Raw genomic sequence first — 21,263 nt, forward strand, 5'->3', positions numbered from 1 at the left:
TTTTAAAAAAAAGCCCCTCATCAATCTAATAAATGAGGGGCTCATTGAATTTCTTCTCTTACTCTGTAGTTCTATCGATTTACCTTTTGCTCTCTGTCGGATTTAGGCTTCTGAACAGAATGCTGAATATATTCCTCTAAAATTTGAGCTGTAAATTTCTCTCTCTCAGGCAATGAAGCGATACGCTCCGCCTCCCAATTAATTAAGCGTATAAAGACAGAATATTTTTTTATGAAACCATAACCAATATCTCTTACACCGATGCCGTTTGCGTCCATTAAGTAAATAACTTGCTCAAGGTTTTTCTGCGTCTCAAACTGCCCTCCCTCATTCGCAGCAATCAATAAACGCTGTATGTGCTGTATAGGATTCTCCGACGCACGCGACTCCTTTTTAGATAAGCTAGAAACCAAAAATTTATCTAACATTTCTTCCGTATGTTTTTCTCTCTCATTAACATCTGGAATCTGCGCAGATTCACGCTCAAGGAGACGAATAAACAAACTCTTATTTTTTATGTCAGAAAACTCTAAATCTTTCAAAGAAAGACCATTGTCGGCCATAATTTCAATCACTTTCTCATAAGACGTGGTTGCATCCTCACCAACAGAAACAGCCAGCACTAAATGTCGGCGCAACTCATGCATAATCTTCGCAGCACGATAATCTTCTTTTTGCTGTAGGTGCTGCTTATAAGACTCTTTGTTTTTCACTAACTCATGACTGATTGCATCAAATCCTTGCACAGCATCCTGTTCATCTCTTAGGCAAGCCATACGAACCTTGGTGCAACGATCCTCCCAAGCCTCGTAAGATTTGGCTCTAGCTTGAAACGCTCGCTCAATGGCCTCCTCAAAACTTTGCTCTATCCGAGCTCGCTCTGTGCGCTCCTGCACTTCACTTTGCTCATGTTCATAGCGCTTTTTTTTCTTGAACTGCAAACTTTCTTGAGCCAAAGATAACTGTTTATCTAATGCATCGATTGCCGTTTGAATCTTGGTTTCATCGAAGTCGGCTAGCCTTTCATATACTTTTGACCAATAATCATCTTCTGAAAATGGCACGTTAGGATCACTGGTAGCATATTGAGTTTTTAGTGTCTCAGTGAATTCATGGCTATCTGGACGAAATGCCTTAGTAGCGTTAATGACATTGTCACTGGAAGCCGTATAAGCAGAAACATTACCATGCTCACTTTCAAGCTTAACGGACTCTTTTATGGAGCCCGATTCATCTAATACATTTTCTGCAGCCATTTCACTTCCATCAACTAAATCAGCATCTACCTTTGAATATTCCTCAACACCCTCACCTTGAGAATTAAAGCGAGATGCGTCAACACCAAGAACCGAACTATCGCCACTCTCACAACGATTTGCCACATCTGTGCTTTCATTATTTTTCAAAGAAACACCAGAGTCATACAAATCATTTAAATTCATGTCATCAATAATAGTACGAACCGATTCGTACGCTCGATTTGGATCATTGTGTTTTTCACTAAAACGGCGATTATAAACCGAACCATCAGTGGGTGATTTCATCGCTGCTTCTTTTTGATATTTAGGAGCAGCCCCACCCCAACTAACACGATAAAGTGCGGAGCGATCGCACAATTGCAAAATAGGTAACTCTCTTTGAGCTATCTCATACTGCCTAATTAACAATTCAGCATGACGCAAAGCCATAACCGACTCACTTGCATTAGGTGACGTCGATAAATTCAGTAGTTTAACAACTTTCTGTATGGCTTTTTTCCTTTTGCGTACGCTCATAAAAATGCTTCCAGTTGGCTAAAATTCACTCAGCATAGAATAAAACTTTAGAGGCTTTTTTCAATAGTAAAGTTCAGCCTCATCGCTGGGTAACGTTAAATCGTCGCTTAGTAGTGATTGAACCTTTTGCAAAATTCCAGCCAAGTTTTCTTTCTCATAAGGAATCGCATCAAATCCCCCCCAAATAGGGCCAGGCCAACACGGATCGGTTTTGTAACGAACAATATGGTGGACATGCAATTGCGGCACCTGATTGCCAAGAGCGGCAATATTTAGTTTGGTTGCAGAAAAAGCATCGTGCAGCGTTTCCGCTAATAAGCAGCTTTCAGTCATCAATTGCTGACGATCTTCTTCAACTAACTGGTAAATCTCAGTAATATTGTTTCTTTGAGGAACAAGCACAAACCAAGGGAATTGAGCATCATTAATTATCCGAAGTTGGCACAGAGAAAAGTGCCCCACAAGAACAGAATCACGATCTAACGCTGGGTTTAACTCAAACATCTTTACATCTTCCTATTTACAAAAATGGCTTTCATAAGCACTATAGCACCCTATTTTTAAAAACTCTCAGAGACTTGGAGCCCGCATGACTGATATGCAATGTGCCTTGGATGTACAAGCAAAATTAGCCGAATGTCCTCGCTGGGATGAGCGCACTCAAACGCTCTATTTTGTTGACATTGATTCTTTCAAATTACACGCATACAACATTCAATCAAAAACACTAGAAAATCGCACCTTTAATGAAGAGATAGGTTGTTTTTCTTTAGATGATAATGGTGGGTTTATTGCTGCGTTCCGCTCAGGGGTTTACACCCTAGAAAGCTTCACCGCGGATTTAAAACCTTATTGGCTTGCCGCCTATGATCAAAAAACAACTCGTTTTAACGATGGTCGTTGCGATGCAAAAGGCCGTTTTCTTGCTGGCACAATGTACTCTCCTAAAGACGCATTTAATGGCGCGTTACATCAATTCAGCAATGGAAAAGAAACACTAATAGACCAAGCTGCTTGGACATCAAATGGCTTGGCCTTCTCTCCAGACAACAGCATCATGTATTATTCAGATACCCCTAATCATGTGGTTTATCAGTTTAATTATGATCTAGAAACGGGCTCCGCCACAAACAAACGCGTTTTTATTCAATTTCCACACGGCAACGGACGCCCAGATGGCGCTGCCGTTGATAGCGAAGGAAATTACTGGTCTGCACTGTACCAAGGGCAACGCGTGGTGAAAATCAGCCCTCAAGGCGAGATTTTAGAAGAGCACGCTGTGCCAGCAACCTACCCAACAATGGTGGCGTTTGGTGGACCCGACATGAAGACTCTTTTTGTAAGCACTTGTCGAGGAGCACAAACAGAAGAAGAGCTAAAGCAATTCCCTCAAGCCGGAGGCATTTTTGCACTTGAGACGAATGTAAGAGGCCAAATTGAGCCTCGCTTCGCTGGCTAAAAAACATTAATTTTCGCAATTTAACTTTTAAAAAATAGACATTTATTATGCGCGCAAGCAACTATTTATTCTCTACCTTACGTGAAGCCCCAACCGATGCGGTTGTCACCAGCCACCAACTTATGGTTCGTGCCGGTATGATTCGTCAGATTTCAAAAGGTCTATACACTTGGCTACCGACTGGGCTTAAAGTTTTTCGTAAAGTCGAACACATCGTTCGTGACGAAATGGAAAAAGCAGGTTCCTTGGAAGTCATGATGCCCGGCGTACAACCTGCCGAACTGTGGCAAGAAACAGGACGCTGGCAGAAATACGGCGCAGAATTGCTTCGCCTAAAAGATCGCCACGGCCGCGACTATTGTCTTGGCCCAACTCATGAAGAAGTTATCACCGAACTTGCGCGTAATGAATTAACCAGTTATAAGCAACTTCCAATGAATTTTTTCCAAATTCAAACCAAATTCCGCGACGAAGTCCGCCCACGGTTTGGCGTAATGCGCTCACGCGAGTTTTGCATGAAAGACGCTTACTCATTTCACGTTGGCGCAGAATCTTTGCAGCAAACTTATGATGTAATGCACCAAGCGTATTGCAACGTATTTGACCGCATTGGCTTAGATTATCGCCCAGTGCGCGCCGATACAGGCAGCATCGGTGGCGCGTTTTCGCATGAGTTCCATGTTCTAGCCGACTCAGGCGAAGACGACATTGCCTTCAGTGATTCTTCTGATTTCGCCGCTAATATAGAACTGGCAGAAGCCGTTTGCTTAAAAGAAAAAGCAGACGCACCAACACAAGCATTAACAGAAGTCTTCACTCCAGATTGCAAAACAATCCAGAAAGTCGCTGAGTTCCTTAAACTCGACGTCACCAGCACTGTCAAAACCATGCTGGTAAAAGCAATCGACGAAAATAAGCAACCAACCATTGTCGCGCTTGTACTTCGTGGCGATCACAACATCAACGAAATCAAAGTTGAAAAACTATCAGGTCTTGTTGTTCCTTTCGAATTTGCAGACGAAAACGACATTGTTGCAAAAATTGGTTGCGCACCTGGCTCCATCGGCCCTAAAGACCTTAAAGAGAAAGGCATTCGTGTGATTGCTGATCGCTCTGCCGCTGTCATGTCTGATTTCTGCGCCGGCGCAAACAAAGACGACTATCATTTCACAGGCTTGAACTGGGAACGTGATTGCGCTGAATTTGAAATTGCTGATATCCGCAACGTCGTTGAAGGCGACCCTTCACCTGACGGCCAAGGCACCATTGCTATTAAGCGCGGCATCGAAGTGGGTCACATTTTCCAACTGGGCCAACAATACGCAGAAGCATTAAAAGCCACGGTATTAGATGAGAACGGCAAAGCACAAGTCATGCACATGGGTTGTTACGGCATTGGCGTGTCTCGTATCGTTGCAGCGGCAATTGAACAAAATTACGATGACAAAGGTATTTTGTGGCCAGAAAGCATCGCACCGTTTGATATCGCTATTATCGCGATGAATTACGACAAATCAGAAGCCGTGCGCACAGAGTGTGATCGTTTATACACTGAGCTAAAAGCAAAAGGCTTGGATGTATTGCTTGATGACCGCAAAGAACGCCCCGGTGTTAAGTTTGCTGACTGCGAACTTCTCGGTATTCCGCATCGTTTAGTAGTGGGTGATAAAGGCTTAGAAAAAGGTACATTAGAATACAAACACCGTAAAGCCGGTGAGAACGAAGACATCGTCATTGCAGACGCGATCGACTTCATTCTAAGCAAAAAATAACAACATAAGCACCTGACGGAATAAGCTCAAATTCCGTCAGGTGCTTATCGCGTTTTGCCAGAAATAGAAAAACAGCTTCTAAATAGGATCCAAACATGACCACTATTTACCACAACCCTCGCTGCTCAAAGTCACGCCAAACATTACAACTCCTAGAAGAAAATGACATTCACCCTGACATCAGACTGTATTTACAAGACACGCCAAGCATCGAAGAATTGCAAACACTACTCGTTCAACTGCAAGTCTCACCTCTAGAACTGATGCGTACCAAAGAAGACATCTATAAAGAACTGGGCCTAAATAAAGAATCGAGCGACGAAGAGCGCTTACAAGCAATGCACGGCAATCCGAAATTGATAGAACGCCCTATTGTCATACACAACGACAAAGCCATCATTGGACGCCCACCAGAAGGCGTTTTGGTATTATTCAAATAACAAGGAAGGCTTTAATGATCACCACGCCATACATATTGGTTTTATTTTACAGTCGACATGGCTCGATTTCTGAAATGGCTAAATATATCGCTCGCGGCATCAATAAAGTAAGCGGTATTGAAGCCAAGATACGCCAAGTCCCAGACGTATCAGACACCACAAAAATCGCCTCACCTGCTTTGCCTGACGACGGCGCGCCCTACTGCACATTAGAGGAATTAGCGGATTGTTCTGGCCTGGCAATGGGATCGCCATCCTATTTTGGTAGCATGGCCGCACCGCTCAAGCACTTCATCGATCAAACCTCGACACTGTGGCTGACAGGACAATTAATAGACAAACCGGCATGTGGATTCACCAGCGCAAGCACTATGCATGGCGGACAAGAACAATGCCTTCACAGTATGATGACGCCAATGCTGCATCACGGCATGGTTTGGGTTGGACTTCCATACAAAAACAAAGAACTGATTAGTACGCTTGCTGGGGGCACACCCTATGGCGCAAGCCATCTGGCAAATAGCACCAGCGAAAACACTCTAACCAATGATGAAAAAGCGCTGTGTGAGGCACAAGGAAAACGCATCGCCGAAATGGCCGTAAAGTTAAAAAAGTGATTTGATAGATTCAATATCAAAAAAAACGCGACATAGACTTCTTCTATATCGCGTTTTTTATTTTTAAAATACATGAAATCAGTGCCGAGGAAGCTCAACACCCTTGAACAACAGCTCGACATCTTGTCGATTACCCGCTTCCATTGCTGCCATCACCACGTCTTTTGTTAAATGTGGTGCAAAAGATTCGATGAATTTATACATATAACCACGAATAAAAGTATTACTGCGAATGCCTATTTTTGTGCAACTGTCGGCAAAGAGGTGCGAGGCATCTAGCGCCACTAAATCCGCATCCTGAACTTCATCGTGCGCCATCGAAGCCACTATACCCACACCCAGCCCAAGCCGAACATAGGTTTTAATAACATCAGAATCCGCAGCAGTAAAAACAACATTAGGTTGTAAATCTGCGTCTTGAAACGCTTTATCCAATTGAGAGCGCCCGGTAAAACCAAACACATACGTCACGATTGGATACTCGGCCAAACTCTCTAATGTTAGCTTATCTACTTTTGCCAACGGATGATCTTTTGGTACCACAACAGATCGATTCCACGTGTAACACGGCAGCATTACCAAATTACCAAACAGCTCAAGCGCTTCAGTAGCAATGGCAAAGTCGACAATGCCATCGTTCGCCATTTCAGCAATTTGCATCGGGGTTCCTTGATGCATATGCAAACTCACATCAGGATAGCCTTCAATGAACTGATTGATCACTTTAGGCAAAGCATATCGTGCCTGAGTATGTGTGGTGGCAATATCAAGAGAACCTTTACGCTCATCACTGAACTCTTTCGCCACGCGCTTTATATTTTGCGTCTGACTAAGCACCTCTCCCGCTATGGCGATGATTTTTTCACCCGCCGGCGTTACATGAGTCAAATGCTTGCCACTTCGTGCAAACACCTCCACACCAAGCTCATCTTCTAAAAGTCGAATCTGTTTACTAACGCCCGGCTGGGACGTATACAAACTTTGCGCTGTCGCCGAAACATTTAAGTCATGACGCGCCACTTCCCATATATACCTAAGCTGCTGTAACTTCATCATTTTCCTTATACGAAAAAGAGTTAAAAACATAATAAAATATTACTTTATAGAATAGTAAAAAAGCTCTAGTGTTGCCAGCTTAAATAACTTCGATATGGCTTACTAATGGATTTTTTTTGGTACATTTGCGCAGGTGCGGCAGTTGGTTTAGCGGTAGGTATTACCGGAGTTGGTGGAGGCTCACTGATGACCCCACTTCTACTCATGTTTGGTTTTCCTCCTTATATAGCCATTGGCACCGACCTAATGTATGCCGGTATAGCCAAAAGCACAGGTGTGGTGATGCACGCCAAACGTGGAAACGTAAATTGGACAATTGTATTTGCCATGGCCGCTGGCAGTTTGCCGGCCTCATTTATGACGGTCTGGGCCCTGTCTCAATTTGAAAAGCCCGATCACTACCAAGAAATACTGACAGGAACCTTGGGCCTAATGCTCGTCCTCACTGCCGTGGTGATTTTATTCAGAGCAAAACTCACCAAGGCTTTGAATGTTAATATCAGTGAAAAAATGGGCACGAAAATTATTTTCTTTTGTGGCTTTATCTTAGGGATATTAGTAACACTTACGTCGGTTGGCGCTGGCGCCTTAGGTACAGCTATTATGATGATTTTATTTCCTGTCATGAGGGCGAAAAATATTGTCGGCACAGATCTAGCGCATGCAGTGCCACTCACATTAGTTGCCGGTGTCGGCCACTTGTTTTTGGGGAACGTAGACTACGTATTATTGGCCGCTTTACTAATTGGCTCCATTCCGACCATTTATATAGGAACTCGTATTGCCAGCTACGTTCCTAACCATATTTTGCAGCCCATTTTAGCCATAGCGCTACTCACTTTTGGTGTAAAGTATCTTTTCTTCTAAAAAATCAAAAAATGATTGGCTAGCGGTTCATTCAACGATAAAAACACGATATTGTTAGTGGCTATAATTAAAAGTAGACAGTAGGAACCCCCGCAATGAGCAACACACGTCTTGAAGACCTAAATATTGCCTCTTTTACCTCTTTGGTAACGCCGAGCCAATTAAAAAAAGAGCTGCCAGTAAGCGAAACCGTTAGCAGCCATGTTGCAGAATCGCGCGACATTATAAAGAACATTATGGATGGCAAAGATCATCGTTTGGCAATTGTCATTGGACCTTGCTCCATCCACGATCCAGAAGCCGCACTAGATTATGCTAAGCGCTTAAAAGTACTAGCAGAAAAACTTGACGACACTCTATACATTATCATGCGCGCCTATTTTGAAAAGCCACGCACTACAGTAGGCTGGAAAGGCTTAATCAATGATCCCAATCTTGATGGGACTTTTGACATAGACAAAGGCATTAGAGTGGGACGCAAGCTACTGATTGACCTATCAGAGCTCGGCCTTCCTCTTGCCACCGAAGCGCTAGACCCTATCTCTCCGCAATATATACAAGACCTGATCAGCTGGTCGGCCATTGGCGCTCGCACAACGGAGTCTCAGACTCATCGTGAAATGGCATCAGGACTATCCGGCCCTGTTGGCTTTAAAAACGGAACCGATGGCGGTCTAACAGTGGCTATTAATGCGATGCAATCCGTCTCTCACCCTCACTCTTTTCTAGGCATCAATGAGAACGGGGAAGTGAGCATTGTAAATACAAAAGGGAATGGCTATGGCCACCTTGTTCTTCGCGGCGGCAACGGCCTACCAAACTATGACGCTGTCAACATTGCATTAAGTGAAGAGGCGTTAACGTCTGCGAAATTAATGCACAACATCATGGTTGATTGCTCTCATGAGAATTCAAGTAAAAAACCTGAGCGCCAAGTAACGGTTGCAGAAGACTCAACTCAACAGATTCTAGATGGTAATAACTCCATCATGGGCTTGATGATCGAAAGTAATATCGGCTGGGGAAATCAAAAAGTCCCTGCCGACCTAAAAGACCTTGAATACGGCGTATCAATTACCGACGCCTGCATTGACTGGGAAGCAACAGAAAATACACTGACAGATATGGCAAATACGTTACGTGACGTTCTGCCAAAGCGTCAGCGTGGATAGTTTCCACTCTGCTAAAGACTCTAAGCTCCAATAAAAAGGGGGAATCGCTTGTAAGCGGTTCCCCCTTTTTTACACACCATATAAACTACATGAAAGCGTTTTCTGTTACCGTATGATCAGTCGAATCCCTTACTGCAGTAAGACCCGGAACCTTCTCAATCAAGGTTTTTTCAACACCCTCTTTCAGAGTTAGGTCTACCGCGCTACAGCCTTGGCAACCCCCGCCAAACTTTAACACCGCCACTTGACCGTCAATTACTTCTAGAAGACTAACTTCGCCACCGTGAGCCGCAAGGCCAGGATTAATGTCTGAGTAAAGAACATAATTAATTTGATCTTCGATTGGACTATCCGCCGTCACTTTTGGCATTTTCGCATTGGGCGCTTTAATCGTTAATTGACCACCCATTTTCTCTGTTGCGTAGTCGACAAAAGCCTCATCCAAAAAAGCCACTGACATTTTTTCAAGATACACTTTAAGCTTGGGTAAATTCAAAATCTCATCTGTCTCATTCACTTCGTCTGGACGACAGTAAGCAAGACATGTTTCAGCATAAGGCGTACCTGGCTGCTGAATAAAAATTCGCACGGCAATACCTTCTACGTCTTGCTTTTCAAGCAAAGATGCAAGGTACTCTTGGGCACTATCCGTAATTGTAATGTTCATAATAACCCTTTTCTAAATCTACATAACGATCAATAAACGCTATATTACAGTAGATAATCAGCAAAGCCAAAGACCTAGTAAAAAAGTAGGGTATTTTTCCTCTTTCTATTTATTACCTACTTAAATAACGAGACCTCCAAATAAGCCTTATTAGAAAAACCCCTAAAGATATAGATAAATATTCATTTTTAGAATAAAGGATCTTTGCTAAGATGAGCCAACTAACACTTATTAACCACGGTTCATTCCACTATGTATCAATACGACGCAATTGACCAACAGCTTGTTGACGAGCGTGTAGCACAATTCCGCGACCAAACACGCCGCTACTTAAACAAAGAACTGAGTGAGCAAGAATTTTTACCATTGCGCCTTCAAAATGGGCTGTATGTACAACGCTATGCGCCAATGCTACGCATTGCGATCCCATACGGAATGCTGTCCAGCACCCAATTACGGAAGCTAGCTGACATCAGCTGTCGCTACGACAGATCATACGGTCACTTTAGCACCCGTCAGAACTTACAATTAAACTGGCCAAAACTTGAAGACGTGCCAGATATTTTAGCAGAGCTTGCGCAAGTAGAAATGCACGCTGTACAAACAAGCGGTAACTGCATCCGTAATACAACAACAGATCAATACGCCGGTGTCATCTCTGATGAGATAGTAGACCCTCGCCCATACTGTGAGTTGATCCGCCAATGGTCTACATTCCACCCGGAATTTGCTTTCCTCCCGCGGAAATTCAAAATCGCTGTAAACGCAACTGAATCCGCAGACCGTGCCGCGACGCAGGTTCATGACATTGGACTACATATTAAGAAAAATGATGCAGGCGAGATTGGCTTTAAAGTTATTGTCGGTGGCGGTCTTGGCCGTACACCAATGGTTGGCGTGACAATCTGTGAGTTCATGCCGCGTAAAGACCTACTAACTTATTTAGATGCGATTATTCGCGTTTATAATCAGCAAGGTCGTCGTGATAACAAATACAAGGCTCGCATCAAAATATTGGTAAAAGCATTGGGTATTGAAGAGTTCCGTAACCGAGTTGATGCTGAATGGGCTCATTTAAAAGGCAAAGAAAGCACCGTCCCAATGAGCGAATTTGATCGTCTCACAAGCTTCTTTTCTGAACCAGCTTACGCAGCTCTAGAAAACAAACCTGCAATTCTATCAAGCAAACTAGCCGACAGCGCTGGCTTTGCTCGCTGGTACGAGCGCAATACATTTGAGCATAAAAAATCGGGCTATCGCATCGTAACGCTGACGCTCAAAAAAGCAGGACAAGCACCAGGTGATGCAACGTCAGAACAAATGCAAAAAGCGGCAGACCTTTCTGACAAGTTTAGTTTTGGTGAATTGCGCGTAAGCCATGAGCAAAATCTTGTACTTGCCGATGTCCGTCAAGAACAGCTAGTAGAGCTATGGGAAGCAGCCAAAGAAGCAGGCTTTGCCACACCAACGCTTGGCTTACTAACCGATATGATTTGCTGTCCAGGTGGCGATTTTTGCTCATTAGCCAATGCGAAGTCCATTCCCATTGCTGAACAAATTCAAGAAGCATTTAATGATCTCGACTACTTATTTGATCTAGGTAATATTGATCTCAATATATCCGGCTGCATGAATGCCTGTGGTCACCACCATGTTGGTAACATCGGTATTTTAGGCGTAGATAAGAAAGGCGAAGAGTTCTACCAAATTTCCATTGGTGGTGCTTCTGGTCATGACGCAAGCATCGGAAAAATTCTAGGGCCCTCTTTTGCTCAAGAAGAAATTAGCACTGTCATTCAAAAATTAATGAATGTTTATGTTGAAAATCGCTCTGAAGAAGAACGATTTATTGATACTTATCGCCGCGTTGGCATCACACCATTTAAAGAGGCAGCGTATGCCAAAGCTAATTAAGAACGGCGAAATAATTGACAATGCCTTTATCTGGCAGCAAGACCCAGAGCAAAAAGTTACCTCTAATAGCATCGTCGCTGCGCAAAAATGGCTATCAGAGAAAGATACGATTAGTCATGTCGCAGGCATTTGGCTAGAAGCTGGGGATGGAATCGAATTCCTAAAAGACGTCGACCTAAGTCAATTTGATGTTATCGGCGTTAATTTTCCTGCTTTTACCGATGGTCGAGGCTTTAGCTATGCCCGACTATTAAAAGAAAGACTGAATTATCAAGGCGAAATAAGAGCCCTTGGCCATTTTATTCCAGATCAATTGGGCTACCTTTTACGAGTGGGGTTTAATAGCTTTCAATTCAATGAAGAGGTCGATCTTGAAAAGGCACTTGCTCTGCACAAACCTTTTTCAATCGCTTATCAAGGCGATGTTTCAGATCCAAGACCTATATTCTTACGCCGATAAACACAATTTTTACAATTAAACTCCTAGAAAAGGCCATTACGATGGCCTTTTCTATTGCGTATTGAGTCTCTCATGACTATCGTACTAAATAGATAAAGTGATTGATTGTTAAAGGAACTTAACGTGTCTAAAAAACGTATTACAAGCCTAATTATTGGCATACTACTTTCTGCCACTGCGCATTCAGCGACAGTGTACATTTCTGACGTTCAATTTGTTGCCATTCGCGAAGGGTTGGATAACAGCACTAGAGCGGTAGAAAGGGGTTTGAAAAGCGGAACACCTCTAGACGTCATCGAACAAAACGATGGCTATACGAAAGTTCGAACTCCAAGTGGAAATGAAGGCTGGGTTGCTGATTATTTCCTTAGTGAAGATATGGTAACCAGAGACCAATTAGACACATTACGCGCACGCCTTAGTAAAAGCACGGAAAGCAGAACAGAAATAGTCGACACACTCAAACTCAGTCAACAAAAAATCCAAGAGCTAAGTAATATAAATACATCTCTTAACGATGAAAACGAATCCTTAAAACAACAACTTCAAACAGCGGCAGAGCTGTCAGAAAAGGCACGAGCCATCGTTTCCCAAAATGACGATGTAAGCTACCAAATAGAGAGCCTCAAGCAACAAGCCAGTACTGCCGTAGCGCAATCAGAAAAATTGCAAGACACAACAGAACAAAAATGGTTTATGTTAGGAGCTGTCACTCTTTTTGGAGGACTTCTCCTGGGCGCCTTATTACCACTGTTACGCCGTAAGAAAAACAGCACCGGTTCTTGGTCTTAACTAAGGGAAAAAATGGAAGCCTCGATAGTACACTCCTTCTTTTTAATATTTGCAGGAGCAGCCGTCGTTGCCTCCATTGCGTTGTACACCAAGCAACCAATGATAATCGCCTACATTGCCCTTGGCGTTCTATTTGGCCCATCTGCACTATCACTTATTGATGAACCTAAGCTCATGGATGAAATGAGCCATATAGGCATCATTTTCTTGCTTTTTTTACTTGGTTTGGACATGCAACCAAGCCATTTAATTAACATGCTTAAAAAAGCTTCTTGGATTGCTTTACTCAGCTCAGCGGCTTTTGCCATTTTGGGCTATGGTGTTGCCATACTTTGCGGCTACAGCGCCATTGAGAGCCTAATTATTGGCGTTGCCATGATGTTTTCAAGCACCATTGTTTGTATCAAATTACTCCCCACAACCGTTCTACATCATAAACATACAGGCGAACTAGTTGTTGGTTTATTACTACTACAAGACATGATCGCTATCGCAGTATTGCTGGTTCTTTATAGTATCTCTGGCAATGAAGACAGTGGTGTTTTGCAATATCTAAAACCAGTTATCGGCCTCCCCCTATTGATAAGTGGCGCTTTCCTATTTGTAAAATACATTCTACTGAAGCTTATTACTCGATTTGACCGCTTTCATGAGTATATTTTCTTAGTGTCTATTGGCTGGTGTTTATCTATGGCGGTTCTTGCCGAAAGCGCTGGTCTATCAGCCGAAATGGGGGCCTTCATTGCAGGCGTAGCGTTGGCAACCAGCCCAATATCTCAATATATAGCAACGCACCTTAAACCCCTTAGAGACTTTTTCTTAATTTTGTTCTTCTTCAGCATTGGCGCCAGCTTTAATCTTGATTTACTGGGGTTAGTTATTGTTCCCGCCCTAATCTTGGCAATCGGTTCAATGCTGATTAAACCAGTCGTTTTTAGATTTCTCTTAAAAGGCATAAAAGAAGACGCCAGCACTTCTTGGGAAGTCGGCTTTCGTTTAGGCCAAGTAAGTGAATTCTCGCTATTAATTGCTTACCTTGCCGCTAATATAGGGCTGATAGGCATAGAAGCCTCACATGTCATACAAGCCACAGCTATTCTAAGCTTTGCACTGTCAACCTATATCGTTATCTTAAACTTCCCAAACCCCATCGCCATTTCGGACAAATTACGTCGCGACTAACAATTCCTCGTGCATTTTCATTGCCTTTAAGAGAAATTCTTACTGATTTCTAAAATGCTTTTATCTTGCCTCTTCCTTTAATTACATAAAATATAATAGAATAGCGCGAAATACCTGACTACAAGTGACTAAAAGTCTTGTATACTAACGCGCAAATTTCGTCCTAACTTATTTAGAGTAATGTAATGGCTGACTTATCAAAATACAGAAACATCGGTATTTTTGCTCACGTTGACGCGGGCAAAACTACAACAACAGAACGTATTCTTAAACTTACTGGTATGATCCACAAAATCGGTGAAGTGCATGAGGGCGAATCTACTACTGACTTCATGGAACAAGAAGCTGAGCGCGGTATTACCATCCAGTCTGCTGCTGTAAGTTGTTTCTGGAAAGATCACCGCTTTAACGTTATCGACACACCTGGACACGTTGACTTCACAGTTGAAGTATATCGTTCTCTTAAAGTTCTAGACGGTGGCATTGGCGTATTCTGTGGTTCTGGTGGTGTTGAGCCACAATCAGAAACTAACTGGCGCTATGCTAACGAATCTGAAGTTGCTCGTATCATTTTCGTTAACAAACTAGACCGTCTTGGTGCTAGTTTTTACCGTGTAACTGAGCAAGTACAGAAAGTTCTTGGCGCTCACCCGCTAATCATGGTTCTTCCTATCGGCACTGAAGATGAGTTTTCTGGTGTTGTTGACCTTCTAACGCGTAAAGCGTACATCTGGGATGATTCTGGCCAGCCAGAAAACTACAGCATAGAAGATGTTCCTGCTGACATGGCGGAAATAGTTGAAGAATACCGTGAGAAACTACTAGAAACAGCTGTAGAGCAAGACGATGAAATCATGATGGCCTACATGGATGGCGAAGAGCCTTCTATTGATGACATCAAACGCTGTATCCGTAAAGGTACTCGCGATCTTCTTTTCTTCCCAACATACTGTGGTTCAGCCTTCAAAAACAAAGGCATGCAGCTTCTTCTTGATGCTGTTATTGACTACCTACCAAATCCACAAGATGTTATTCCACAAGATCTTACAGACGAAGAAGGTAATCCAAACGGCCAAAAAGCGATCGTTGACGCTAGCGAGCCCTTCAAAGCGCTTGCTTTCAAAATCATGGATGACCGCTTTGGTGCATTGACTTTCGTACGTGTTTACTCTGGTACACTTAACAAAGGCGATACCATCTTAAACAGCTTCACAGGCAAAACAGAGCGTGTGGGTCGTATGGTTGAGATGCAAGCTGATGATCGTAAAGAAATCAGCTCAGCACAAGCGGGCGATATCATCGCTATCGTTGGCATGAAAAACGTACAAACTGGTCACACACTTTGTGATCCTAAGCACCCTTGTACACTTGAAGCAATGGTTTTCCCTGAGCCAGTAATTTCCATCTCTGTTACGCCGAAAGACAAAGGTGGTAACGAGAAAATGGGTGTTGCGATCGGTAAGATGGTTGCAGAAGATCCAACATTCCGTGTTGAAACTGACATCGATTCAGGTGAAACAATTCTTCGTGGTATGGGTGAGCTTCACCTAGACATCAAAGTAGATATCCTGAAACGTACTTACGGTGTAGATCTGATCGTTGGACAACCACAGGTTGCTTACCGTGAAACAATCACCAAAGAAGTTGAAGACACTTATACACATAAGAAACAATCTGGTGGTTCTGGTCAGTTCGGTAAGATCGATTACCGCATCAAACCAGGTGAGCCAGGTACTGGCTTCGTATTCTCTTCTTCAGTCGTGGGTGGTAACGTACCAAAAGAGTTCTTCCCTGCTGTAGAGAAAGGCTTTAAGTCTATGATGACCGAAGGCGTTCTAGCAGGTTTCCCTGTATTAGACGTTGAAGTTCAATTGTATGACGGTGGCTTCCATGCTGTTGATTCCTCTGCCATTGCCTTCGAAATCGCTGCTAAAGGCGCTTTCCGTCAGTCAATTCCAAAAGCTGGCCCTCAGTTGATCGAACCTATCATGAAAGTTGATGTGTTCACTCCTGATGATCACGTTGGTGATGTAATCGGTGACCTTAACCGTCGTCGCGGCATGATCAAAGACCAAGAGAAAGGTTTGACTGGTGTTCGCATCAAAGCAGACGTTCCTCTATCTGAAATGTTTGGTTACATCAGTACGTTACGTACAATGACATCTGGTCGTGGTCAGTTCTCTATGGAGTTCTCTCACTACCTACCATGTCCTTCTAACGTTGCTGAAACAGTAATCGCTGCCGTTAGAGAGAAGAAAGAACAAGAACGTAAAGATAAATAATTATTAACTATTTTCTAAAAAAACCCGATGCATAAAAATGCATCGGGTTTTTTATTGCCTCAAGAAACAACACACAATTGTCAGCATTCATTTTTGACAAAAAAAAACACCCTAAGGCGTTTTTTAAACAATCAATTTATTCCAAAACATTAAAACGGTACTGGGTATTCCTTAAATACCGACATAATGTCTTTCAATACCTCTTCAGACAGAACCATATCAAATGCGTCCATATCTTCTTTGAGCTGCTCCAATGATGTTGCACCGATAATAGTAGAACTCACACCGTCAACCTGATCACACCATGCTAACGCTAACTGAGCCGCTGTCAGCTTATGTTTATCAGCAACGCTCAGGTATTCCCTAACCGCTTTATCGACTAATGGCGTATCGCGAAAAAGTCCGTTACGCTGAGCATAACTCCAGCGACTGCCCTCTGGTCGCGCACCATCAAGATATTTACCAGTTAGTGCGCCAGCAGCCAAAGCAGACCATGGCAGATAAGCCACATCCTCATGCACACAATTTTCAATCAAATACGGCCAATCTTTAGTGTGCAACAAACTAAATTCATTTTGGATTGAAGCAACACGAGGCAGACCATGTTGATCACTTAGGCGAATGTATTCATTGATTCCCCAAGTGGAATCATCCGATAAGCCAAAGTGACGAATTTTCCCCGCTTTCACACAAACATCTATACCCTGCAAAATATCTAACATTTGCGCAGATTGAGCTTTACTATCAACATCAGTAAAAGAAATTTGACCGGGAAAATGTTTTGCAAAATGAGGTGTGTTTCGATTAGGCCAATGAAGCTGATACAGATCGATATAATCTGTTTGTAAACGCTTTAGCGAAGCATCAACAGAAGCAATAATGGCCGCGCCCGTAATTGGACCTCCATCGCGGATATAATGAAGTCCGGGGCCAGCAATCTTAGTTGCCAGAATAAACTCTTCACGACGTGATGGATTACGAGATAACCAGTCACCAATGATGGTCTCTGTTTTACCATAAGATTCTTCATTCGGTGGGATAGAATACATTTCAGCCGTATCGATAAAATTCACACCACGAGACAGTGCATATTCAATCTGCTCATCTGCATCTTTTTGATTATTCTGAGTACCCCAAGTCATAGTACCCAAACATACTCTAGAAACCTCTAAGCCTGTTCGTCCGAGCGGAACATATTTCATTTTTACAATCCTTCATGTTTCATTTCGCACACGCAAAGTGCGCAACAAAGTAAACTAAAGGGTCAATGTAATAAATTTTTGAATCGCAGGCCAGTTTTATCAATGAAAACAATAAGGAGACGACCCCATTAAAAATGATCCAACCTCCATTATTAAGATATTATTAGGCCTACTGCTTGTCTTTTAGCAGCGCTTCATAACGTCTATCGGTAAGCGTTTTCAAGAAAGCGACAATCGCATCAACACGGCGATCCTGCAAAGCGGGACCCTTTTCTAAATTCACCAGGTCAATATTTTCAGTTACTTCCGGTTTTGCCCACACCTTCCCTGTTTCAGGATTTATTGTGCGGCTAGGATTATTGTATTTGTCATAAAAAAGTACAACCGTTCGCAAATCCTTGAACACCCCATTGTGCATATAAGGCCCAGTTACCGCCACATTACGCAAAGAAGGCACCTTAAACTTACCTGCCTGTTTTGGGTCATCAATATCTGGATTGTCCAGCAAACCAAGATCTTTCTTATTACCATTATGAGCCATCAATGCCTGATTGGCCGGCACACCAATGTTTCTATACTCATAATTACTAAAGATTTCTTGAGGGTTTAATGGTGAATTATTTAACTGATGACAAGCATTGCAGTTGGTAAACTGCTGAGAGAAGAACAACGTTTTACCCAGCTCTTCTTGAGGTGTTAGGTTTTCTTCCCCCCTTAGCGCTCGATCGTATTTTGAATCAAAGGGCATGAATAAAGCGGTTTTCTCAAAGCTTGCAATGGCATCCGTAATCGCCGCATAGCCTTTAATAGGATCGTTCAATACACCTTGACCATAAATAGAATTAAACAGGCCTTCATAACGACCATTCTCTTTAACTCGAGTGACAACCGTATCGCCATCCGGTATCGCCATTTCCAAAGGGTTTAAAAATGGCCCCTCTGCCTGCTGAGCTAGACCTGAGGCTCGTCCGTCTAAAAATTGTCCTCCGCGATATTCACCATTCGCCATACGATGGAATGCTGGAGAAAAAGCAGCGTACCCAGCGGTTGGCGTATTACGCCCACCCATAGAATGCCCATCACTGCCTAACGACACCGCGCCAAAAAGTGCATTTTGCCTTTTATCAACAAAAGCATTCGCAATATCATGGCACGTTCCACAAGACTGATTACGCTCTTTAGAAAGGTTGGTATCAAAAAACAATTGCGATCCTAGCAAAGCTTTAGGATCGGTTGAGGCAATAGGAAGCTCTGAGGCCGACTTGCTATGGGGTTCAACGTGGCCAACAATCTGTGCCGGTTCACTACAAGCAGAGATAAACAGAGAAATGGCGGTCACACCAAGAAAATAACGCAGCATTCAATCTTACTCTAACAGTCAAAAATGAGTGGAGCGAATAATACACCCACGCAGAATTCGAGTAAAACAATGATAATCACTCTTACTAAACTTAAAATAAAAAAAACGCCAGACATGACTTATATCAAAGCCCTGCTGACGCTTTACTGTTTTTAACTGAACACTAACTCTGTTCTGGTAACGTCACATTTAACTCGAGTACTGAGCAGTCATCTGTGTTGTCCAGCTGTATCTGCACATCTTCATTGCCGATATTGACATACTTACGAATAACGTCGATGATTTCTTGTTGCATCTGCGGCAGATAATCTGGCTGATGGCGCTTGCTACGCTCATGCGCCACAATAATTTGCAAACGATCCTTAGCGACAGAAGCTGAGCTAGGTGCGTTTTTACTTTTAAAATAATCGAAAATCCCCACCCTAACCTCCTAACAAACGTTTAATAAAACCTTTCTTCTGGACTTCTAAGAAACGTAATGGACGCTCCTCACCCATCAAACGATCAACCGCATCCATATAAGCCAAGCCAGCTTCAGATTCAGTGTCTAAAATGACAGGGGTACCTTGGTTTGAAGCCTTAAGCACCGCTTCCGACTCAGGAATAACACCAAGTAGCGGAATGGCTAAAATGTCTTCAACATCAGAAACACTTAACATCTCACCTGATGCAACACGCCCAGGATGATAACGCGTCAACAGAAGGTGCTCTTCTATCGGCTCTTTTCCATCTTCGGCTCGTTTAGACTTACTTTGTAAAATACCCAAAATACGATCTGAGTCTCGTACAGAAGAAACCTCTGGATTAGTCACAACAATAGCCGCGTCAGCAAAATAAAGGGCCATTTGAGCGCCCTTCTCAATACCGGCAGGAGAATCACAGATAATGTAGTCAAATTCCTTAGCAAGCTCGTCTAAAACTTCCTTCACGCCTTCAATGGTTAAAGCGTCTTTATCTCGCGTTTGTGAAGCCGGTAGAATGAACAAACCTTTCGTACGCTTATCTTTAATTAAGGCTTGCGATAGTGTCGCTTCTTTATTGATTACATTTACAAAGTCATAAACCACTCGACGCTCGCAACCCATAATCAAATCCAGATTACGTAAGCCTACATCAAAATCAATAATAACGGTTTTATGTCCTTTTAACGCAATACCAGTCCCAATAGCAGCGCTGGATGTTGTCTTACCTACACCACCTTTGCCTGAGGTGACTACTATGATCTTTGCCAATACTGTATCCCCCGATAATCCCGTTATGAGCTTATCTAAATAATAAAATGAAAAATTAACCTTAAAGCGGTACGATTTCTAAGCTATCGTCAACTAATAACACTTGCGCGCTGTCTTTCCAAACGATATTTTGAAGCGCATCGCTCAACATAAAATTGCCCGCAATAGAAACCAGTTCTGCTTCCATGCTTTTACAAAAAATTCGAGCCTCCACATCGCCTTTAACACCAGCCAATGCGCGGCCACGTAATGCACCGTAAACGTGAATATTGCCATCTGCCAATACTTCGGCTCCAGCGCTTACTTGAGCCAAAATAATCAAATCTCCTTCTGCATATACCTGTTGACCAGAACGTATCGGTTTCGAAATAACTTTCGTCGCTTGAGGTACCAAACGCTCCTCAACCACAGTTTTCACAACAACATCTGGGCTGGCTTCATCTTTTACGGAAGGAGAAACATTAATCGGTCTCGCTTTACTGGCAGGCAAAAGCGGAATCGTCACTGACGCATTCCATACTGGCAAGCCTTCTGGGTCGCAACGCCAACCAATCACACCAAGGCCGAGGGCACTGACAGATCGAATCAGTGTTTCAAATTCTTCTAATGTGATGCCGCGTTTCATTTTCGAAATATCAATAATGATAGGAGCTTGATTGAAAAAATGCGGCACCTGATCAATTTTTTCTTTTAGATGAAAAACAATATCATCTAATGAGAAGGTTTGAATTTCTAGCAAAACTGTCGTAACGACACTTCCTTTAAGTCGGAAGCCTGAGTCTGTCATGCAAAGTGTCCTTTTTAGTACCTAAAATGGCTTTAAATAGTATTAAGCCGAGCTGAACTAACCTCATCAGCGCAAGAAATCTATTCTATCAAGCTGAACGATTAAAGAAAGTCACCACGACAATGTCTTTACACTCCCAGAAAAGCCTCTCTGCTCCCTTATAGTGCTAAGAATAACGTAAAATGTGCAAGAATGAACGAAAGATTAACCTTTTGATTTAGTTAATC

General features: G+C 42.9%; 20 protein-coding genes. 11 read left to right on the plus strand and 9 right to left on the minus strand.

The window, feature by feature from the left end; genetic code table 11:
• Positions 1-71: 71 nt before the first annotated feature.
• Together MP3633_RS10305 and MP3633_RS10310 are read right to left on the minus strand one after the other, a co-directional pair.
• A complete protein-coding gene (locus tag MP3633_RS10305; RefSeq protein WP_176335476.1) occupies positions 72-1,775 on the minus strand; it encodes a DUF2786 domain-containing protein in 1,704 nt (567 codons plus the stop codon).
• Between the two features lie 60 nt (positions 1,776-1,835).
• Positions 1,836-2,279 (minus strand): HIT domain-containing protein, encoded by a 444-nt coding sequence (locus MP3633_RS10310; RefSeq protein WP_176335477.1) that lies wholly within the window; start codon positions 2,277-2,279, stop codon positions 1,836-1,838.
• Between the two features lie 85 nt (positions 2,280-2,364).
• On the opposite strand from MP3633_RS10310, the gene MP3633_RS10315 reads away from it, so the two are divergent.
• From MP3633_RS10315 to wrbA, 4 genes are all read left to right on the plus strand, one after another.
• Positions 2,365-3,234 carry an SMP-30/gluconolactonase/LRE family protein gene (locus MP3633_RS10315; protein ID WP_176335478.1) on the plus strand — a complete coding sequence of 290 codons (870 nt, stop codon included), beginning with the start codon at positions 2,365-2,367 and terminating at the stop codon, positions 3,232-3,234.
• A gap of 47 nt (positions 3,235-3,281) precedes the next feature.
• Positions 3,282-5,006 carry a proline--tRNA ligase gene (locus MP3633_RS10320; protein WP_176335479.1) on the plus strand — a complete coding sequence of 575 codons (1,725 nt, stop codon included), beginning with the start codon at positions 3,282-3,284 and terminating at the stop codon, positions 5,004-5,006.
• Between the two features lie 95 nt (positions 5,007-5,101).
• Positions 5,102-5,446, plus strand: coding sequence for an arsenate reductase (glutaredoxin) (arsC, locus tag MP3633_RS10325; RefSeq protein ID WP_176335480.1), 345 nt, complete (start codon positions 5,102-5,104; stop codon positions 5,444-5,446).
• Positions 5,447-5,460: 14 nt separating this feature from the next.
• Positions 5,461-6,063 carry an NAD(P)H:quinone oxidoreductase gene (wrbA, locus tag MP3633_RS10330; protein ID WP_176335481.1) on the plus strand — a complete coding sequence of 201 codons (603 nt, stop codon included), beginning with the start codon at positions 5,461-5,463 and terminating at the stop codon, positions 6,061-6,063.
• A gap of 78 nt (positions 6,064-6,141) precedes the next feature.
• On the opposite strand, the gene cysB is transcribed toward wrbA, so the two are convergent.
• A complete protein-coding gene (gene cysB / locus MP3633_RS10335) occupies positions 6,142-7,116 on the minus strand; it encodes an HTH-type transcriptional regulator CysB (RefSeq protein ID WP_176335482.1) in 975 nt (324 codons plus the stop codon).
• Between the two features lie 108 nt (positions 7,117-7,224).
• On the opposite strand from cysB, the gene MP3633_RS10340 reads away from it, so the two are divergent.
• Together MP3633_RS10340 and MP3633_RS10345 are read left to right on the plus strand one after the other, a co-directional pair.
• Positions 7,225-7,986, plus strand: coding sequence for a sulfite exporter TauE/SafE family protein (locus MP3633_RS10340; protein WP_176335483.1), 762 nt, complete (start codon positions 7,225-7,227; stop codon positions 7,984-7,986).
• Between the two features lie 95 nt (positions 7,987-8,081).
• The gene (locus MP3633_RS10345; RefSeq protein ID WP_176335484.1) at positions 8,082-9,158 is read left to right on the plus strand and encodes a 3-deoxy-7-phosphoheptulonate synthase; all 1,077 of its coding nucleotides are present in this window, start codon (positions 8,082-8,084) and stop codon (positions 9,156-9,158) included.
• 85 nt (positions 9,159-9,243) lie between these two features.
• Here MP3633_RS10345 and nfuA read toward each other — a convergent pair whose 3' ends face one another.
• On the minus strand, positions 9,244-9,825 hold the full coding sequence (nfuA, locus tag MP3633_RS10350; protein ID WP_176335485.1) for a Fe-S biogenesis protein NfuA: 582 nt from the start codon (positions 9,823-9,825) through the stop codon (positions 9,244-9,246).
• A gap of 252 nt (positions 9,826-10,077) precedes the next feature.
• On the opposite strand from nfuA, the gene MP3633_RS10355 reads away from it, so the two are divergent.
• The 5 genes from MP3633_RS10355 (at position 10,078) to fusA (ending at position 16,455) form a co-directional block, all read left to right on the plus strand.
• Complete coding sequence (locus tag MP3633_RS10355) at positions 10,078-11,739, plus strand: nitrite/sulfite reductase (RefSeq protein WP_176335486.1); 1,662 nt, start codon at positions 10,078-10,080, stop codon at positions 11,737-11,739.
• Positions 11,723-12,199 carry a DUF934 domain-containing protein gene (locus MP3633_RS10360; RefSeq protein WP_176335487.1) on the plus strand — a complete coding sequence of 159 codons (477 nt, stop codon included), beginning with the start codon at positions 11,723-11,725 and terminating at the stop codon, positions 12,197-12,199. Before MP3633_RS10355 ends, MP3633_RS10360 begins: the two co-directional genes overlap by 17 nt.
• 123 nt (positions 12,200-12,322) lie before the next feature.
• On the plus strand, positions 12,323-12,991 hold the full coding sequence (locus tag MP3633_RS10365) for a TIGR04211 family SH3 domain-containing protein (protein ID WP_176335488.1): 669 nt from the start codon (positions 12,323-12,325) through the stop codon (positions 12,989-12,991).
• A gap of 12 nt (positions 12,992-13,003) precedes the next feature.
• Positions 13,004-14,173, plus strand: a complete 1,170-nt coding sequence (locus MP3633_RS10370) for a cation:proton antiporter domain-containing protein (protein WP_112138440.1) — start codon at positions 13,004-13,006, stop codon at positions 14,171-14,173.
• 185 nt (positions 14,174-14,358) lie between these two features.
• Positions 14,359-16,455, plus strand: coding sequence for an elongation factor G (fusA, locus tag MP3633_RS10375; RefSeq protein ID WP_176335489.1), 2,097 nt, complete (start codon positions 14,359-14,361; stop codon positions 16,453-16,455).
• A 149-nt stretch (positions 16,456-16,604) separates the two neighbouring features.
• Here the strand turns inward: fusA and MP3633_RS10380 are convergent, their stop codons facing one another.
• The 5 genes from MP3633_RS10380 to minC form a co-directional block, all read right to left on the minus strand.
• Positions 16,605-17,657: an aldo/keto reductase gene (locus MP3633_RS10380; RefSeq protein WP_176335490.1), complete on the minus strand. Its 1,053-nt coding sequence runs from the start codon at positions 17,655-17,657 to the stop codon at positions 16,605-16,607.
• A 169-nt stretch (positions 17,658-17,826) separates the two neighbouring features.
• Positions 17,827-19,017 (minus strand): cytochrome-c peroxidase, encoded by a 1,191-nt coding sequence (locus tag MP3633_RS10385; RefSeq protein ID WP_176335491.1) that lies wholly within the window; start codon positions 19,015-19,017, stop codon positions 17,827-17,829.
• 163 nt (positions 19,018-19,180) lie between these two features.
• Positions 19,181-19,438, minus strand: a complete 258-nt coding sequence (gene minE, locus MP3633_RS10390) for a cell division topological specificity factor MinE (RefSeq protein WP_176335492.1) — start codon at positions 19,436-19,438, stop codon at positions 19,181-19,183.
• Between the two features lies 1 nt (position 19,439).
• The gene (gene minD / locus MP3633_RS10395) at positions 19,440-20,249 is read right to left on the minus strand and encodes a septum site-determining protein MinD (RefSeq protein ID WP_176335493.1); all 810 of its coding nucleotides are present in this window, start codon (positions 20,247-20,249) and stop codon (positions 19,440-19,442) included.
• Between the two features lie 61 nt (positions 20,250-20,310).
• Positions 20,311-21,036: a septum site-determining protein MinC gene (gene minC / locus MP3633_RS10400; RefSeq protein ID WP_176335494.1), complete on the minus strand. Its 726-nt coding sequence runs from the start codon at positions 21,034-21,036 to the stop codon at positions 20,311-20,313.
• Positions 21,037-21,263 lie beyond the last annotated feature (227 nt).

It is taken from the genome of Marinomonas primoryensis, from assembly GCF_013372285.1.
In the GTDB taxonomy this organism is placed as follows: domain Bacteria; phylum Pseudomonadota; class Gammaproteobacteria; order Pseudomonadales; family Marinomonadaceae; genus Marinomonas; species Marinomonas primoryensis.